Origin of the sequence: Spongiactinospora gelatinilytica, assembly GCF_003236385.1 — a bacterium.
Taxonomy (GTDB): Bacteria; Actinomycetota; Actinomycetes; order Streptosporangiales; family Streptosporangiaceae; genus Spongiactinospora; species Spongiactinospora gelatinilytica.
Genome location: NZ_POUA01000165.1, coordinates 1 through 15,341, shown reverse-complemented (window position 1 = coordinate 15,341; position 15,341 = coordinate 1). Strand labels below are relative to the sequence as shown.

Below are 15,341 nucleotides of genomic sequence, written 5' to 3'. Positions count from 1 at the left end.
CCACCGGGCCGGGGGCGACGGGGCGGCCACGGGCGTGGTCGCGGCTCGTGCACCGCAGCGTGCGCGCCCCCGCCGACTTCAGCCCGGCGGGGGAGGTGCCGCCCCGGGCCGGGGTGTCCAGCGACGGGGACGTGCGGTTGCTGTGCGTCCCGGTGCAGGACGCCGGGCTGTGCCTGATCGTGGGGCGCCATCAGGGCGCGAAGTTCCATCCGGCCGAGCTGGACAGCGTGGTGCGCCTGGTGGAGGTCGTCGCCATGCTCGCACCCGCCGGGGAGGCGACCGCCGTCGGGTGAGCTCCTACCTCGGCGAACAGGCCAGGGGCAGGATCAGCGCCGGGGCGGGTCGATCCTGCCGCCGTCGTTGGTGAACAGCATCAGGCGGTTGAGGTCCACGCCCACCCGCGCGTGCTCCCCGGCCCGCCACACCGGCCGTGAGCCGAGCCGCACGATCAGGTCGGCGCGGCGGTGGGTGCCGCTGATGGAGGCGCCGTTGAGCATGCTCTCCGGCTCCTGCTCCTGCTCCGGCTCGCGTTCGCCGCCGGACAGCAGCCGGCGCATCATCGAACGCGCCCTGCTCGGCCCGCCGCCGTTGGCCGCCTTGCCGTTCTGCCTGGGGTCGGGCGGCTCGGGCACGGCCACCGCGGGCAGCCCGGCCTCGACGTAGGCCAGCCACTCGTGGCCGTGATACTCCAGCGTCCGCACACGGCCCTGGAAGGAGGCGCCGTCGTAGGTCTCCGGGACCGGGGCGAGGGCGTCGGGCCTGATGCCGACGATGATGGTGCCGCCGGTGTGCTGGGACACGGCGTAGGCGCGCGGATCGGTCCACGGCATGGTGATCTGGTGCGGGCCGAAGTCCAGCAGGATGTACTGGTTTTGTGGGGTACGCACCTGCGGGGATAGCAGGTTGAGCTGCTGGGAGCTGAGGAAGGCGGCGACGAAGGCGGTGGCCGGGTCGTTGTAGATCTGCCCGGGGGTGCCGACGTCCTGGAGCACGCCGCGGTTCATGATGGCGATCCGGTCGGCCAGGGTCAGCGCCTCCACCTGGTCGTGCGTCACGTAGATGGTGGTGACGCCCAGCGCGCGGACCAGCGAGGAGATCTCCATTCGCAGCTCGGTGCGCATGCCCGCGTCCAGGTTGGACAGCGGCTCGTCCATCAGGAAGAGGGACGGCTGGCGGACGATCGCCCGCCCCATCGCCACCCGCTGCCGCTGCCCGCCGGAGAGCGTTCCAGGGCGCCGGTCCAACGTCTCGTCGATGTGCAGCGCCTTCGACAGTTCGATGACGCGGTCTTTGACCAGCGAGGGGTCGGCCTTGGCGATCTCCAGGGGGAAGGAGAGGTTGCCGCGTACCGTGCGGTGCGGGTAGAGCGCGCCGTTCTGGAAGACCATCGCCACGTCGCGGTCGCGCGGCGGGAGGTGGTTGGCCATGCGCCCGTCGATCCACAGGTCGCCGCTGGTGATCTCCTCCAGGCCGGCGATCATCCGTAGCAGCGTCGACTTGCCGCACCCCGAAGGGCCGAGTAGGACCAATAGCTCGCCGTCTTCGGCGCGCAGGTTGAAACGATCGACCGCGAGGACCCCGCCCGGGTAAATCTTGCTCACGTTGTCGAGGACGACCGTACTCATTGGCCTGCTCCGCCCACATCCAAAGAGATCTCTTCAGCCTCCCCACAGTGGGGCCGCTGATCCCAGGGTCGAAAGTCGGGCGCGAGACGCCATCTGTGGCGGTGCTGATTGATGAGGTAGTACATCGCGGTCGAGCGGGCTCTGTCCATACATGGTGGATATTTTCTGCATCCGTGATGATTCCGGGATGGATTTGGGACCGACTAAAATTCTGGCACTGTCATGTCCACGGTACCGTGGGCCTTCCGTGACCATCTAGGCACATCCACTATACCTTCGCTTGACCCGATGAAACCCCTGATCAACGCCATAATGGTGATGACGCTGAGTCGCCAGGGTGTGGAAACGGTTGCGGGAAGTTACCGCAAGACTCTTCAGAAATCTTCACGCCGCCGTCACCCTCGCGGTCATGTCCTCCCGCGCCGCGTGTCCCTTACGCCCCTTGCGCGACCGTTGCGCGGGCCGTGTCGGGGGCCGCCCGCTCGGGCGCGCTGAGCAGGCCGTCCGCGCGCGTAAAGTACTCCCCATGAACGGCACCCGGCTCTCCGACATCGCAGCTCAGGCAGGGGTCAGCGAGGCGACGGTGAGCCGGGTCCTGAACGGCAGGCCGGGTGTGTCGGCCACCACCAGGCAGGTCGTGCTCAGCGCCCTGGACCTGATGGGGTACGAACGCCCGCAGCGGCTGCGCCACCGTGGCAGCGGGCTGGTCGGGCTGGTCACCCCCGAGTTGGACAACCCCATCTTCCCGGCGTTCGCCCAGGCCGTGGAAAGATTGCTCGTCCAGCACGGCCTCGCGCCCGTGCTGTGCACCCGCCTGCCCGGCGGAGCGCCCGAGGACGAGTTCGCCGACCTGCTGCTGGACCGCGGGGTGAGCGGCATCGTGTTCGTCGCGGGGCCGCACGCCGACACCACCGCGCGCATGGAGCGCTACATTCGGCTCATCGAGCGGGGCACGCCGATCGTGCTGGTCGACGGATACAGCGAAGAGGTCGAGGCCCCCTTCATCTCGCCGGATGACCGGCTGTCGGCGGCACTCGCCGTACAGCACCTGGTCGACCTCGGCCACGAGCGGGTGGGGCTGGCCGTGGGGCCGCGCAGGTTCGTGCCGGTGATGCGCAAGATCGAGGGGTTCCGGCGGGCCATGTCCCGGCTGCTCGGCGCCATCGACGTCGAGGCCCTGATCTCCCATTCGCTGTTCACCGCCGAGGGCGGGCAGGCCGCGGCGGGCGCCTTGCTGGAACGCGGTTGCACGGGCATCGTGTGCGCCAGCGACCTGATGGCGCTCGGCGCGGTACGCGCCTGCCGGGAGCGCGGGCTGCGGGTCCCCGTCGACGTCTCGGTGGTCGGCTTCGACGACTCCCCGCTGATCGCCTTCACCGACCCGCCGCTGACCACGATCAGGAAGCCGATCGGCGCGATGGCGGCGGCGGCCGTCGAGACCCTCCTCGAAGGCATCAACGGAGCGCCGCCCAAGCACGCCGAACTCCTCTTCCAGCCCGAACTCGTGGTCCGCGGCTCCACCGGCTCCGGCCCCCTGGTCAACCGCTGAGGCCGCAGGCCCGGCAGGTACGGCGCCTGCGCAACCGGTAGGCGAGGGTCGCCGCGCCGAGCGCGGCCGCCCACAGCGGCCAGTAGGTCATCGGGCTGAGCAGCCAGGAGGCCGGATCGTTCCAGTCGGTCATCGCCACGACGCCGCCCACGAGGTCAGCAGCACGGCGCACATCGCGCCGCCGAGCGTCACCGGCAGCGCGCCCGGCACCTTACGGCCGGCGAGGCCGGGTACCCAGCGCGGCCACACCTCTCCCCACCGGTACACCAGGCCCAACGTCAGCACGCCGCCGCAGGCGGCGACCGTGGACAGGCCCGCGCCCGCCCACACCAGGCCGCTGCGGTGCAGTTCGGCGACCTCGGCTGCGGACATGCCGAGCGGGATGTGCAGCGCCCACGCACCTGATGACGCTGTAGCCGAACGGCGGCGCGAAGGCCACATAGGCCGCCCACTTCCCCCAGCGGGCCGCCGAGGCGGCCGAGCTCCACCGCCTCGGCGCGCCGGCGACCCTGCCGCACGCGGCGCACGCCCCCGCGGTGCGCTGCTGGAAGGCCAGTGCCGCGCCCGCCCACAGCAGTGCGCCGAACAGGCAGATGAGCTGGTTGCGCACCGGCCAGGGGAAGGCGGTGGCGAAGTAGTCCACCGGGGGCCAGCCGAACGGCAGGCCGAACAGGCACAGCGGCGCGTATCCCACCGCCATGATGATCCGTACGTCCGCGACCAGCGCGGTGAGCCCGAAGGCGGGCACCCAGCACAGCGCGGCCACTGCGACCCTGACCCGGCCCCGCGGCCGGACGCGGGTGCTCGCCGCCGCCAGTAGCGCCCCGGCCAGGCCCAGCGCCGCGATCACCGACGCCGCCGTGCCCCAGCAGCGACTCCGCCCGCGCGTCCGGTGATCAGCCCGCAGGTCACCGTGCGCCTGCTGCGCGAGCTGCGCGACCTCCGGCCGCCCGCGCCGCCCGCCGAACCGCTCCCCGGTAGGGAGGCGGAGATCGCCCGGCTGGTCGCGCACGGCCGTACCAACCCCGAGATCGCCGCCGAACTTTCCATCAGCCCCGGCACGGTCAAGACCCACGGCCAACGTGCGGCGCAAGCTGGGCGCGGCCAACCGGGTGGGCGTCGCGGCCTGGGCCTGAGGCTCGGGCCACGCCCGCTGACCCCGGACCTACCTCGCCCGCCGGGCATGAGTAGGCCCGTGGCGCCTGGTGAGGCGCCACGGGCCGTCGATCCCATGATCGCGGCACCGGGTCACGGTGCCGTCATGGCCGCCGGCGAGCCGAGGGAGGAAGGGGGCCGCCGACGTCGTCTCGGTGATCTCAGCGCAGCGCGGCGGCCTCCACGGCCAGCTTCTCGATGCGCGCGTAGTCGCCGGAGGCCAGCGCGTCCGCGGGGGTAAGCCAGGTGCCGCCGACACAGCCCACGTTCGGCAGCGCCAGGTAATCCGGGGCGTTGGCCGGGCGGATGCCGCCGGTCGGGCAGAACCGCACGTCCGGCAGCGGCCCGGCCAGGGCCGAGAGGTAGGGCACGCCGCCCGCCGCCTCGGCGGGGAAGAACTTCATCTCCTTCACACCGCGCTCGGCCAGCACCAGGACCTCGGTCGCCGTCGCGGCGCCCGGCAGGAACGGGATGCCGCTCGCCGCCATCGCGGCGGCCAGCGCGGCCGGGGCGCCGGGGCTGACCAGGAACCTCGCCCCGGCCCGTACCGAGGCGTCCACGTCGGCGGAGGTGCGCACGGTCCCCGCGCCGACCACCGCGTCCGGCACCTCGGCCGCGATGCGGGCGATGGCCGAAAGGGCGGCGTCGGTGCGCAGGGTCACCTCGATGGCCGGCAGGCCCCCCGCGACCAGGGCGCGGGCCAGCGGCACCGCGGTGTCCACGTCATCGATCACCACGACGGGCACCACGGGGGCGAGGTCGAGCACACTCATCCGTTTCTCCTCCAATATCCCTAACGTACTATTCTTCCTGATCGCTGGACCAGCCACGCCGCCGCCCCGGTCAGGGCGGGCTGGGCGTCCACGATTAGGCTCGTGGGAATATCGCGGAGATAGTCGCCGAGCGGCGGCGCGTCCTCGAACCTCGCCCGGAACTCACTCGCGCACACCCGCGCGACGATCCGCGGCAGCACCCCGCCGCCCAGGTAGACCCCGCCCCGCGCGCCCAAGGTCAGCGCCACGTTGCCGGCGAAACTGCCCAGCAGGGCGCAGAACACCTCCAGGGTCTCCCCGCACAGCCGGTCGGCGTCGGCCCGCGTGACGATCTCGGCGGCCGGCAGCCGGTCGGCGCGCACCCCGTCCACCAGCGCGAGCCCGTGGTGCAGCCGGGTCAGCCCGGGGCCGGACAGCAGCTCCTCCGCGTCCAGGTAGGTCGCCCCCTCGGCGCGCAGCGCCGCGACCACCGCCGTCTCGCGTTCGGTCACCACCGGCGGGGTGACGTGGCCGCCCTCGCACGCGACCGGCACCCAGTCCTGTCCGGCGGGCACCAGCCCGGCCACCCCGAGCCCGGTGCCCGGCCCGAGCACCGCCTTCACCGAACCCGGCCGCGGGCCGGGCGGCGCCGGGCCGCCCAGCGGGACCAGATCGGCCTCCCCCAGGTGCGGCAGCGAGAGGGCCAGCGCCTCGAAGTCGTTGAGCAGCGTGATGTCCCGGATGCCGACGTCGCGCACCGAACCGGCCCACCCGGCGTTCGTCAGATGGTAGAGGTCGCCGTCCACCGGGCCGGCGATGGCGAAGCACGCCGCGCCGGGCACGAGACCGCCCGCGTGGCCGGCCAGGTAGTCGGCCACCGCCGCGGGCATGTCGTCGTACTCCGCCACCGGCAGCACCGCCACGTGACAGGGATGCCCGCCGGGCTCGGTGACGAGCCCGAAGCGGGCGTTGGTGCCGCCGATGTCGGCCACCAGCCATGGATATGCGAATTCGGTCACAAGCCCTCGCCGTTCACACCGTAGACGCCGTTCATGGCGAAGATACCCGCGCCACGCTCGGCGGGCCCCGCCGTACGACGGAAGGCGGTGAACAGCTCTCTTCCGGTGCCCGACCACTGCTCATCGGAGGGCGGCGCGCCCTGCGGCGTACGCCGGGCCAGCTCCTCCTGCGGCACCAGCAGCTCCAGCGCGCCGCCCGCCGCGTCCAGCCGGATCATGTCGCCGTCGCGCACCAGCGCGATCGGCCCGCCCTTGGCCGCCTCCGGCGACAGGTGGATCGCCGAGGGCACCTTGCCCGACGCCCCCGACATGCGGCCGTCGGTGACGATGGCCACCCGCTGGCCCCGGTCCAGCAGCACCCCCATCGGCGGGGTCAGCTTGTGCAGCTCGGGCATGCCGTTGGCGGCCGGGCCCTGGTAGCGGATCACCGCGACGAAATCCCGCCCGTCCAGCTCGCCCGCCTCGAACGCGGCCAGCAGGTCGAGCTGGTCGTCGAAGACCAGCGCCGGGGCCTCCACCACCTGGTGCTCCGGCTTGACGGCCGAGACCTTGCTCACCGCCCGGCCCAGGTTGCCCGCCAGCACGTGGATGCCGCCGTCGGCGGAGAAGGGGTCGGCGACCGGGCGCAGCACGTCCAGGTCGCCGCTGCCGCCGGCCTGCTCCTGCCAGACCGGCGTCCCCTCCTTCAGCTCCGGCGCGCAGCGGTAGTGGCCGAGCCCGCGCCCGGCCACGGTGAGCACGTCCTCGTGCAGCAGCCCGGCGTCCAGCAGCTCGCCGATCAGCACCCGCATGCCGCCCGCCGCCTGGAAGTGGTTCACGTCGGCCTGGCCGTTGGGGTAGATCCTGGTCAGCAGCGGCACCGCCGCCGACAGCGCGGCGAAGTCGTCCCACCGCAGGTCGATTCCGGCCGCCGCGGCGATCGCCACCAGGTGCATGGTGTGGTTGGTCGACCCGCCGGTGGCCAGCAGCGCCACGACCCCGTTGACCACGGCCCGCTCGTCCACCACGTGCCCGACCGGGGTGTACTCCGGCCCGTGCGCGGTCAGCTCGACCGCCCTGCGCCCGGCCGCCTCGGTGAGCGCGTGGCGCAGCTCGGTGTGCGGGTTGACGAACGTCGCGCCCGGCAGATGCAGCCCCATGACCTCCACGACCACCTGGTTGGAGTTGGCGGTGCCGTAGAAGGTACAGGTGCCGGGGGAGTGGTAGGACTTCGCCTCGGCGTCCAGCATCTCGCCCCGGCCGATCCTGCCCTCCGCGAACAGTTGCCTGGCCCTGGCCTTGGCCTTGTTGGGCAGGCCGGAGGTCATCGGCCCGGCCGGGACGAACAGGGCGGGCAGGTGCCCGAAGTGCAGCGCGCCGATCAGCAGGCCGGGGACGATCTTGTCGCACACGCCCAGCAGCAGCGCCGCGTCGAACATGTCGTGCGACAGCGCGATCGCCGTGGCCATCGCGATGACCTCGCGGCTGTAAAGGGACAGCTCCATGCCCGCGCGGCCCTGCGTGATGCCGTCGCACATGGCCGGGACACCGCCGGCGACCTGCGCCACGCCGCCCGCCGCCCGCACCGCCGCCTTCAGCTCGGCCGGGTAGGTCTCGTACGGCTGGTGCGCGGACAGCATGTCGTTGTAGCTGGTCACGATGGCCACACCTGGCTTGACCGAACCGCGCAGGGCGAGCTTGTCGGCGGCCGGACTGGCCGCGAACCCGTGCGCCAGGTTGGCACAGCCCAGCGTGGTGCGCGCCGGGCCACGCTCCCTGGCCTCCCGCCCGGCGGCGTCCACCCGCCGCAGGTACGCCGCCCGGCTCGCCCGGCTGCGCTCGCGGATCCCGTCGGTCACCTCTTCGACGATCCGGTTCATGCCGGCTCCTCCTCGTGCCAGGCACGGCCGCTGCGGCCGAGCAGTTCGTGCGCGGAGGGCGGGCCCGCGCTGCCCGCCGGGTACGGCTCGGGCGGCGTGCCCGCCGACTCCCAGGTGGCCAGGATCGGATCGATCCACCGCCAGGCGGCCTCCACCTCGTCGCGGCGCATGAACAAGGTGGGATTGCCGTCCATGACGTCCATCAGCAGCCGCTCGTAGGCGTCGGGCACGCGGGTGCCGAAGGTGCGCGCGAAGCTCAGCCCGAGCGGCACCGGCCGCAGGGTGACCTCACCCGCGCCCGGCTCCTTGGCCATGATGTGCAGGTCGATGCCCTCGCTCGGCTGTAGCCGCAGCACCAGCCGGTTGGGCGAGCCGCCGGGGTAGATGGAGTGCGGCACGTCCTTGAACTGCACGACGATCTCCGAGCGGCGGCTCGGCAGCCGCTTGCCGGTGCGCAGGTAGAAGGGGACTCCGGCCCAGCGCCAGTTCTTCACCTCGGCCCGGATCGCGGTGAAGGTCTCCACCCGGTAGGAGGCGTCGGTGGGCGGGGAGCGGTCGGGCTCGTCGAGGTAACCGGGCATGCCGGGGGCCTCGGCGTACTGCCCGCGCACGGTGAACCGGTCCGCCTCCGATCCGCTGATCGGCCGCAGCGCCTGGAGGACCTTGAGCTTCTCGTCGCGGATGGACTCACGGTCGTTGCGCGCCGGAGGTTCCATGGCCACCAGGCACAGTAGTTGCAGCAGGTGGTTCTGCACCATGTCGCGCAGCGCCCCGGCCTGGTCGTAGTAGCCGCGCCGGCCGGGCGTGCCGACCGTCTCGGTCACGCTGATCTGGACGTGGTCGATCCACAGCGAGTTCCAGATCGGTTCCAGGAAGGCGTTGGCGAAGCGCAGCACCAGCAGGTTCTGCACGGTCTCCTTGCCCAGGTAGTGATCGATCCGGTAGATCTGCGACTCGGCGAAGATGGCGCCCACCTCGTCATTGATCTGCCGGGCGCTGGCCAGGTCACGGCCGAGCGGCTTTTCCAGCACCACCCGGGAGCGCGGGGTGACCAGGCCGGCCTGCTGTACCTGGCGGCAGAACGGCCCGAAGGTCATCGGCGGGCTGGCCAGGTAGAAGATCCGGTCGCGGTCCTCGTGCCCGGCGAGCAGGCCGGCCAGTGCCCGCCACCCTTCGTGCGCGGCCCCGTCGTCGTGGACGTCCACCGGCACATGCCGCAGCCGCGCCAGGAACCGCCGCCACACCGCGGGGTCATCGCCTTCCGGTACGGCCGCGCGGACCTGGGCGTCCACCTTGCCGCGCAGGTCGTCGTCGGTCAGGCCGCCGCGGGACAGGGCGATGATCCTGGTCTGCGGCGCCAGGCGGCCGTCGCGGTCGCAGTGATAGAGGGCGGGCAGCAGCTTGCGCATGGACAGGTCGCCGGTGCCGCCGAACACGACGAGGTCCGCGTCATGCGGGGTCGCGCGCTGGGCGGCGGGGGTTGGCGAGGGGTTCACGACGGAGGCTCCGATGATCTACCTGGACGGGGACAGATCGGACACTAGCCACATCTTCCGCTCCAGACAAGCCGAGTTTTGTCATTCGAGATGAATAAGTAGTTACTTCTCATTGCATAAGAGGGTGTGATTCACTTGGTCGATGGTCCGACGTTCCGCCGCTCCGCTCGCCTCCAGCGGCGACGTGCTGCACCTCATTCGCGCCGGTGAGGCCGTCACCCGCGCCGAGATCGGCAGGGTGACCGGGTTGTCCCGGCCCGCCGTGGCGCTGCGGGTGAGCGAGTTGCTCGACCGCGGCCTGGTGGTGGAGGACACCGAAGGGCCCTCGACGGGCGGGCGTCCGCCCGCCCGGCTGTCGTTCAACGCCCAGGGCGGGGTGGTGCTGGTCGCCTCGCTGGGCGCCGGCCGTACTCAGATCGCCGTCTGCGACCTCGCCGGCACGGCGCTGTCCACCGCGGAGGTGACGATCGACGTGGAGCGCGGGCCGGACGTCGTGCTCCCGCTGCTGATGGACACCTGGGAGAGCCTGCTCGCCGACCGGCCCGCCGCCCAGGTGCGCGGCGTCGGCCTGGGAGTGCCGGCCACGGTGGAGTTCGCCGCCGGCCGTACCGAGAGCGTGCGTGTGATGGCGAGCTGGACCGGCCTGGTGATCCCGCCGATCATCGCCGAGCGGTTCCCCGTCCCGGTGTTCGTGGACAACGACGTCAACGTGATCGCCATCGGCGAGCACCACGCGGCCTACCGCGGCGAGGTGGACGACCTGCTGTTCGTCAAGGTCTCCACCCGCATCGGCGCCGGGGTGATCTCCGGTGGCCAGATCATGCGCGGGGCGCTGGGCGCGGCGGGCGAGATCGGGCACATCCCGGTGCGCGACGGCGGGGGAGTGCTGTGCCGCTGCGGCAGCGTCGACTGCCTGGACTCGGTGGCCAGCGCCACCGCGATGCTGCGCGTGCTGCGCGAGCGCGGGCGTCAGGTCTCCGGGCTTGCCGACGTCGTGGCCCTGGTGCGCGCGGGCGACGCGGAGACCATGGCGGTCATCCGGGATGCGGCGCGCAAGCTCGGCGAGGTCGTGGCCAGCGCGGTCAACCTGCTCAACCCGGCCGTCGTGGTGCTCGGCGGCGACCTGGCCGAGACCTTCCAGCCACTGGTGTCAGGGGTACGCGAGGTCGTCTACCGCAGGTCCACCGCCCTGGCCACTCGAAACCTGCGCATCGAGCCGAGCAGGCTCGGCCCGGGTGCGGGCGTCACCGGGTGCGCGCTGATGGTGCTGGCCAACATCCTCGCGCCCGAGGCGGTGGACGCCTCGCTGTCGGCCGAGCCTCGGGCCACCGTCTCCTGACAGGCCGTCCGCGGGCTACGCCTCGGCGTGCTGGATCAGGCAGTGCAGCGCCTGTTCGAGTTCGCGGGCGTTCGTGGCAGGCCGCGACCACGGCAGGCGCAGCAGTTCGGGGTCGTCCAGCCCGGCCCGCACGGTGATCCCGTACCGATCCAGCTCCCACAGCCACACGTCCGGCGCGGACAGCGCCCCGGCCAGGTGGCGTACGGCCAGCGTGAGCTGCTCGCGGTGGCAGGCGTTGACGTGCTTGATCATCCGCTCGGCGCTCTCGTGGCACGGGTCGGGCGCGGCCGACAGGTAGTCCTCGGCCTCCAGCACCCCCGACTCCATCCCGGCCAGGTAGATGACCTGCCCGACGTCGACCCGGAGCAGCCTCGCCGCCTCGCCGGGCTCCTCCACGGCCTGGAACAGCAGTTCGTCGGGGCAGTGCTCGGCGACCGCGACGGCGGAACGCCGCGCCTCGTGCGCCGGGACCGGCTCCAGCCAGCCGCGGACCTTCAGCATGCCGCGCGTGCGGCGCCGGCCGCCGAGGTCCCGGCAGGCGATGAGGTCCACGGTGACCACCGTCTGTTCGGGCAGGCCGGCCAGCGGATGCCCCGGCGTGACCAGCAGCACCGGGCGGCCCTCGGGGTCCACGCCGCCCCTGGCCGGTACGGCCGGGCGCGGCGACGACGCCACGGAGACGTGGGTGGGCGCGGCCCCCACGGCGAGCGTGCGGACGCGTTCGGAAATGGGCGCTGCTGCAACGGGTCGCTGCACGACCGTTCTCCTTCGCCTCGATGTGACGATACTGCTAAGGTTAGGCTTACCTAATTAAGGTACCTAAGCACAGTGAGGTGATCGTGCGCTACACCGGCCCCAAAGTGAGGTTGTCCCGCCGCGCGGGCGTGCCGCTGACCAAGAAGGCGGTGCGTTACTTCGAGGACCGCCCCTACCCGCCGGGCGAGCACGGCCGAAAGACCAGCCGCCGCAACACCGGCGACTACGGCCTGCGCCTGATGGAGAAGCAGAAGCTGAGGTGGTACTACGACGTCTCGGAGAAGCAGATGCGCAGATACTGGGAGGCGGCGCAGCGCAAGCCGGGCCGATCGGGCGCCGAGCTCGTCGTCCTGCTGGAGTCGCGCCTGGCCTCCCTGGTCCTGCGCGCCGGATTCGCCCCGTCGATCTACGCCGCGCGGCAGTACATCACACACGGCCATATCACGGTGGACGGCCGCAAGGTGGACATCCCCAGCTACCTCGTCAAGCCCGGCCAGGTCATCGGCGTCCGGCCGCGCTCGCGGGGCAGGCAGCCGTTCGTGGCGGCGGCCGAAGGCGTGCACGCCGACGAGGTGAGCGCCCCCTACCTGGCCGTGGACCACGGTGAGCTGCGCTTCACGCTGCTCAGCAGGCCCGAGCGGGAGCAGGTGCGCATCCCGGTGGACGAACGGCTGGTCGTGGAGCACTACTCCCGCTGAGCCGTCGCGCTCTCCTTGCCCGGTACGGTCTCGCGGAGCACGGCCAGCTCGGCGCGGACGGCGGCCAGCTCCGCGAGCACCGTCCGGCCGAGGCGGTCGTGGGCGGCATCGTCGTCGTCCATCGCCCGCACGACCACCGCGATGAACAGGTTGAGCACCACGAACGTGCAGGTCAGCATGAACACCACGAAGAAGATCCAGGCCGAGGGGTGCCGGGCCATGATCTCCCTGCCGATGTCGGACCAGGCGTCGCCGGTCATCATCTGGAACAGGGTGAACAGCGAGGTGGGCAGCGAGCCGAAGTACTCCGGGGCGGTCGCGCCGTACAGCTTGGTGCCCATCACCGCCGCCACGTAGAGCACCAGCGACAGCAGCGCCACGATCGAGGTCATCCCCGGCACCGCGGTCAGCAGCGCCGACACCACCCGTCGCAGGCTCGGCACGGTCGAGATCAGCCGGAGCGCGCGCAGCACCCGCAGGGCGCGCAGCACCGAAAGGCCGCCCGCCGTGGGCAGCAGCGAGACCCCCACGATCGCGGTGTCGAACAGGTTCCACGGATCGCGGAAGAAGGCCGGGCCCTGGGCGTACAGCTTGGCCAGCAGTTCGGCCACGAACAGGTAGAGGGCCATGTGGTCGATGAAGGCGAGCACGGGCCCGTAGGCGTGGACCACGGACGGCGAGGTCTCCAGTCCCAGCGTCGCGGCGTTGACCACGATCACCACCGTGATGAACCGCTGGAACCCGGTCGACTCGACGGTCGCGCGGACACGCTCCCGCATGTGCTGAAACTTCCCCTCATCGCGTCAGGCACGGCATCAAGAGCTTAAAGGATCTTTTCCGCACACCCGTCGAACCCGCCCGCCGCCTCACAGAAAGCTCGCAGATCCGCTGCGGAATCGCTCAGCGCGGTCGTGCAGCCTGGTCCCCAGTGCCCAGGGCGGGCACGGTGAGCGGGTCATATCCTGACAAGCACGGCGGGCGACGGGATGGCGGGTGACCAGGCGGTGACGGGACACATCACCGGGGCGGGCGAGCGGCTGCTCGTGGTGGACGACGAGCCGACCGTCCGCGAACTGCTCTCGGCGACCCTGCGGTTCGCCGGCTTCACGGTGACCTCGGCCGCGACCGGCGAGCAGGCCGTGCGCGCGGCCCGCGAGGACCCTCCCGACCTGGTGCTGCTCGATGTGATGCTGCCCGACATGGACGGCTTCGAGGTGGTCGAGCGGCTGCGCTCGGTCGCCGGCCGGGGCGCGCGCGGCCGGGTCCCCGTGCTGTTCCTGACCGCCCGCGACTCCCCGGCCGACAAGATCAACGGCCTGACGCTGGGCGGCGACGACTACGTCACCAACCCCTTCGACCTGGAGGAGCTGATCGCCCGCATCCGCGCCGTGCTGCGCCGCACCGGCGGCGGGCGCCCGGAGGGCGTCCTGGCGGTCGCCGACCTCGAAGTCGACCCCGAGGGCCACCAGGCGCTACGGGCCGGCGAGCCGGTCCGCCTGTCCCCGACGGAGTTCCGGCTGCTGCACTACCTCGCGCTCAACGCGGGGCGGGTGGTGTCCAAGGCCCAGATCCTGGAACACGTCTGGCACTACGACTTCAACGGCGACGCCAGCATCGTGGACACCTACGTCAGCTACCTGCGCCGCAAGATCGACGGCGGGGAGCCGAAGCTGATCCACACCGTGCACGGCGTCGGCTACGTGCTGCGCCGCCCCCGATAGGAGGGCCCGCCCATGACGGCCAGGATCTCGCTGCGGACGCGGTTGCTGGTGATCGCGATGGGGTTGCTGCTCGTGGGCCTCGCGGTCAGCTCGGCCGTGGTGGTGAGCATGCTCAAGTCGCACCTGGTCGGCCGGGTGGATCAGCAGATGCGCCCGCTGGCGCAGTTGTTCGCCCGGCTCTCGCCCGGGCTGCTGCCGCCGGCCAGGTCCGGTGACGCGATGCGGGCCCTGGCCGGTGAGTTCGACCTGCTGGACGGCCTTTACGCGGCCTACCTGACCCCCACCGGAGCCGTCGAGCTGGCCGGCTGGCGGACCACGCCGCCCGCCGACGGCCTGCCCGCGCTGCCCAGACTGGACGCCGCGGCCGTGGCCGCGCGCGGCGGCGAGCCGTTCGCCGTGACGGGCGGCGACGGCGAGACCGCCTGGCGGGTGATCGCGCTGCCCCGCGTCGCCGAGCAGATTCCGGAGGGCGCCGCGCCCCCCGAGCCGGGCACCGGCATCGTGATGGCCGCGTCGCTGAGCGGGGTGGAGTCCACCGTCGCCCGGCTCACCGTCGTGTGCGCGCTGACCGGGCTCGGGCTGCTCGCGGTGCTGACCGCCGCGGGCTGGTACGCGATGCGGGCCGGACTCGCCCCGCTGCGCCGGATCGAGGAGACCGCCGCCGCCATCGCCGCCGGAGACCTCGCCAGACGCGTCCCGGAGAGCATGCCGCCGCGTACCGAGGTGGGGCGGCTGTCCACCGCCCTGAACGGCATGCTGGGGCAGATCGAGCAGGCGTTCGCGGCCCGGGAGGAGTCGCAGGCGCGGATGCGCCGGTTCGTCGCCGACGTCAGCCACGAGCTGCGCACCCCGTTGTTCGGCATCAGAGGGTTCTCCGAGCTGTACCGGATGGGCGGCCTGACCGGCCCGCACGACGTGGACACCACCATGGCCCGCATCCACAGCGAGTCGGGCCGCCTGGCCGCCCTGGTCGAGGACCTGCTGCTGCTCGCCCGGCTGGACGAGGGCGCCGCCGCGCCGCCGATGGACCTGGCCCCGATGGACCTGCGCACGCTGGCCGCCGACGCCCGGCAGGACCTGCGGGCGCTCGACCCGTCGCGGCCGATCCGGCTGACCGGGGTGGACCCCCGGTCCGCCCCGTCCGGCGCCCCCGTGCTCGGCGACGAGGCCAGGCTCCGCCAGGTGATGGCCAACCTGGTGGGCAACGCGGTGGCGCACACCCCCGCGGGCACCGCGGTGCGCGTCGGGGTCGGGACGCGCGGCGGCGAGGCGCTGCTGGTGATCGAGGACGAGGGCCCCGGACTGACAGGCGAGCAGGCGGCCCGGGTCTTCGACCGCTTCTACCGGGTGGACGGCTCCCGGGGCCGGGAAC

Annotated in this window: 17 protein-coding genes; 8 read left to right on the top strand and 9 right to left on the bottom strand. The window is 72.4% G+C overall.

The features are described from left to right. The coding region (locus C1I98_RS41570) for a hypothetical protein (RefSeq protein ID WP_438672099.1) at positions 1-293 on the top strand (293 nt) is incomplete at its 5' end. Between the two features lie 33 nt (positions 294-326). Here the strand turns inward: C1I98_RS41570 and C1I98_RS20785 are convergent. After that, the gene (locus tag C1I98_RS20785; RefSeq protein ID WP_111169100.1) at positions 327-1,625 is read right to left on the bottom strand and encodes an ABC transporter ATP-binding protein; all 1,299 of its coding nucleotides are present in this window, start codon (positions 1,623-1,625) and stop codon (positions 327-329) included. A 526-nt stretch (positions 1,626-2,151) separates the two neighbouring features. Between C1I98_RS20785 and C1I98_RS20780 the strand changes: the two genes are divergently transcribed. Continuing rightward, entirely contained in the window at positions 2,152-3,174 is a 1,023-nt protein-coding gene (locus tag C1I98_RS20780; protein WP_111169099.1) for a LacI family DNA-binding transcriptional regulator, read from the top strand. On the opposite strand, the gene C1I98_RS41565 is transcribed toward C1I98_RS20780, so the two are convergent. Further along, positions 3,164-3,325, bottom strand: coding sequence for a hypothetical protein (locus C1I98_RS41565; protein ID WP_199537086.1), 162 nt, complete (start codon positions 3,323-3,325; stop codon positions 3,164-3,166). The genes C1I98_RS20780 and C1I98_RS41565 overlap by 11 nt on opposite strands. Further along, entirely contained in the window at positions 3,304-3,546 is a 243-nt protein-coding gene (locus C1I98_RS20775) for a hypothetical protein (protein ID WP_111169098.1), read from the bottom strand. The genes C1I98_RS41565 and C1I98_RS20775 overlap by 22 nt, the downstream gene beginning before the upstream one ends. 326 nt (positions 3,547-3,872) lie before the next feature. Here C1I98_RS20775 and C1I98_RS20770 point away from each other — a divergent pair, with 326 nt between their 5' ends. Together C1I98_RS20770 and C1I98_RS45340 are read left to right on the top strand one after the other, a co-directional pair. Continuing rightward, positions 3,873-4,070: a hypothetical protein gene (locus C1I98_RS20770; protein ID WP_111169097.1), complete on the top strand. Its 198-nt coding sequence runs from the start codon at positions 3,873-3,875 to the stop codon at positions 4,068-4,070. After that, on the top strand, positions 4,067-4,570 hold the full coding sequence (locus tag C1I98_RS45340; protein WP_306461902.1) for a helix-turn-helix domain-containing protein: 504 nt from the start codon (positions 4,067-4,069) through the stop codon (positions 4,568-4,570). Before C1I98_RS20770 ends, C1I98_RS45340 begins: the two co-directional genes overlap by 4 nt. Here the strand turns inward: C1I98_RS45340 and eda are convergent. From eda to zwf, 4 genes are read right to left on the bottom strand one after another with little or no spacing between them, the layout of a single operon-like run. Next, positions 4,491-5,102 (bottom strand): bifunctional 4-hydroxy-2-oxoglutarate aldolase/2-dehydro-3-deoxy-phosphogluconate aldolase, encoded by a 612-nt coding sequence (gene eda, locus C1I98_RS20760; protein WP_111169096.1) that lies wholly within the window; start codon positions 5,100-5,102, stop codon positions 4,491-4,493. The two genes, C1I98_RS45340 and eda, sit on opposite strands and share 80 nt — an antisense overlap. A gap of 20 nt (positions 5,103-5,122) precedes the next feature. After that, a complete protein-coding gene (locus C1I98_RS20755) occupies positions 5,123-6,100 on the bottom strand; it encodes a glucokinase (protein WP_111169095.1) in 978 nt (325 codons plus the stop codon). Continuing rightward, a complete protein-coding gene (gene edd / locus C1I98_RS20750; RefSeq protein ID WP_111169094.1) occupies positions 6,097-7,959 on the bottom strand; it encodes a phosphogluconate dehydratase in 1,863 nt (620 codons plus the stop codon). The genes C1I98_RS20755 and edd overlap by 4 nt, the downstream gene beginning before the upstream one ends. Further along, positions 7,956-9,368: a glucose-6-phosphate dehydrogenase gene (gene zwf, locus C1I98_RS20745; RefSeq protein WP_233508031.1), complete on the bottom strand. Its 1,413-nt coding sequence runs from the start codon at positions 9,366-9,368 to the stop codon at positions 7,956-7,958. The genes edd and zwf overlap by 4 nt, the downstream gene beginning before the upstream one ends. A 229-nt stretch (positions 9,369-9,597) precedes the next feature. On the opposite strand from zwf, the gene C1I98_RS20740 reads away from it, so the two are divergent. Next, the gene (locus C1I98_RS20740) at positions 9,598-10,794 is read left to right on the top strand and encodes an ROK family transcriptional regulator (RefSeq protein WP_111169092.1); all 1,197 of its coding nucleotides are present in this window, start codon (positions 9,598-9,600) and stop codon (positions 10,792-10,794) included. Between the two features lie 15 nt (positions 10,795-10,809). Here C1I98_RS20740 and C1I98_RS20735 read toward each other — a convergent pair whose 3' ends face one another. Then, positions 10,810-11,550 (bottom strand): DUF2470 domain-containing protein, encoded by a 741-nt coding sequence (locus tag C1I98_RS20735; RefSeq protein ID WP_111169091.1) that lies wholly within the window; start codon positions 11,548-11,550, stop codon positions 10,810-10,812. Between the two features lie 83 nt (positions 11,551-11,633). Here C1I98_RS20735 and rpsD point away from each other — a divergent pair, with 83 nt between their 5' ends. Beyond that, on the top strand, positions 11,634-12,248 hold the full coding sequence (gene rpsD / locus C1I98_RS20730; RefSeq protein ID WP_111169102.1) for a 30S ribosomal protein S4: 615 nt from the start codon (positions 11,634-11,636) through the stop codon (positions 12,246-12,248). Here the strand turns inward: rpsD and C1I98_RS20725 are convergent. Beyond that, positions 12,236-13,027 carry an ion transporter gene (locus C1I98_RS20725; RefSeq protein WP_111169090.1) on the bottom strand — a complete coding sequence of 264 codons (792 nt, stop codon included), beginning with the start codon at positions 13,025-13,027 and terminating at the stop codon, positions 12,236-12,238. The genes rpsD and C1I98_RS20725 overlap by 13 nt on opposite strands. 225 nt (positions 13,028-13,252) lie before the next feature. Between C1I98_RS20725 and C1I98_RS20720 the strand changes: the two genes are divergently transcribed. Beyond that, entirely contained in the window at positions 13,253-13,969 is a 717-nt protein-coding gene (locus tag C1I98_RS20720; protein ID WP_233508030.1) for a response regulator transcription factor, read from the top strand. 12 nt (positions 13,970-13,981) lie between these two features. Further along, positions 13,982-15,341 (top strand): sensor histidine kinase (locus C1I98_RS20715; RefSeq protein WP_111169088.1); only part of this gene is annotated, 1,360 nt, incomplete at its 3' end.

Coding starts and splice junctions, on each gene's coding strand:
- C1I98_RS20725 (WP_111169090.1), bottom strand. CDS start 13,027: ATGCGGGAGCGTGTCCGCGCGACCGTCGAGTCGACCGGGTTCCAGCGG.
- C1I98_RS20775 (WP_111169098.1), bottom strand. CDS start 3,546: ATGTCCGCAGCCGAGGTCGCCGAACTGCACCGCAGCGGCCTGGTGTGG.
- edd (WP_111169094.1), bottom strand. CDS start 7,959: ATGAACCGGATCGTCGAAGAGGTGACCGACGGGATCCGCGAGCGCAGC.
- C1I98_RS20770 (WP_111169097.1), top strand. CDS start 3,873: ATGATGATCCGTACGTCCGCGACCAGCGCGGTGAGCCCGAAGGCGGGC.
- zwf (WP_233508031.1), bottom strand. CDS start 9,368: ATGCGCAAGCTGCTGCCCGCCCTCTATCACTGCGACCGCGACGGCCGC.
- C1I98_RS20740 (WP_111169092.1), top strand. CDS start 9,598: ATGGTCCGACGTTCCGCCGCTCCGCTCGCCTCCAGCGGCGACGTGCTG.
- C1I98_RS20780 (WP_111169099.1), top strand. CDS start 2,152: ATGAACGGCACCCGGCTCTCCGACATCGCAGCTCAGGCAGGGGTCAGC.
- eda (WP_111169096.1), bottom strand. CDS start 5,102: ATGAGTGTGCTCGACCTCGCCCCCGTGGTGCCCGTCGTGGTGATCGAT.
- C1I98_RS20785 (WP_111169100.1), bottom strand. CDS start 1,625: ATGAGTACGGTCGTCCTCGACAACGTGAGCAAGATTTACCCGGGCGGG.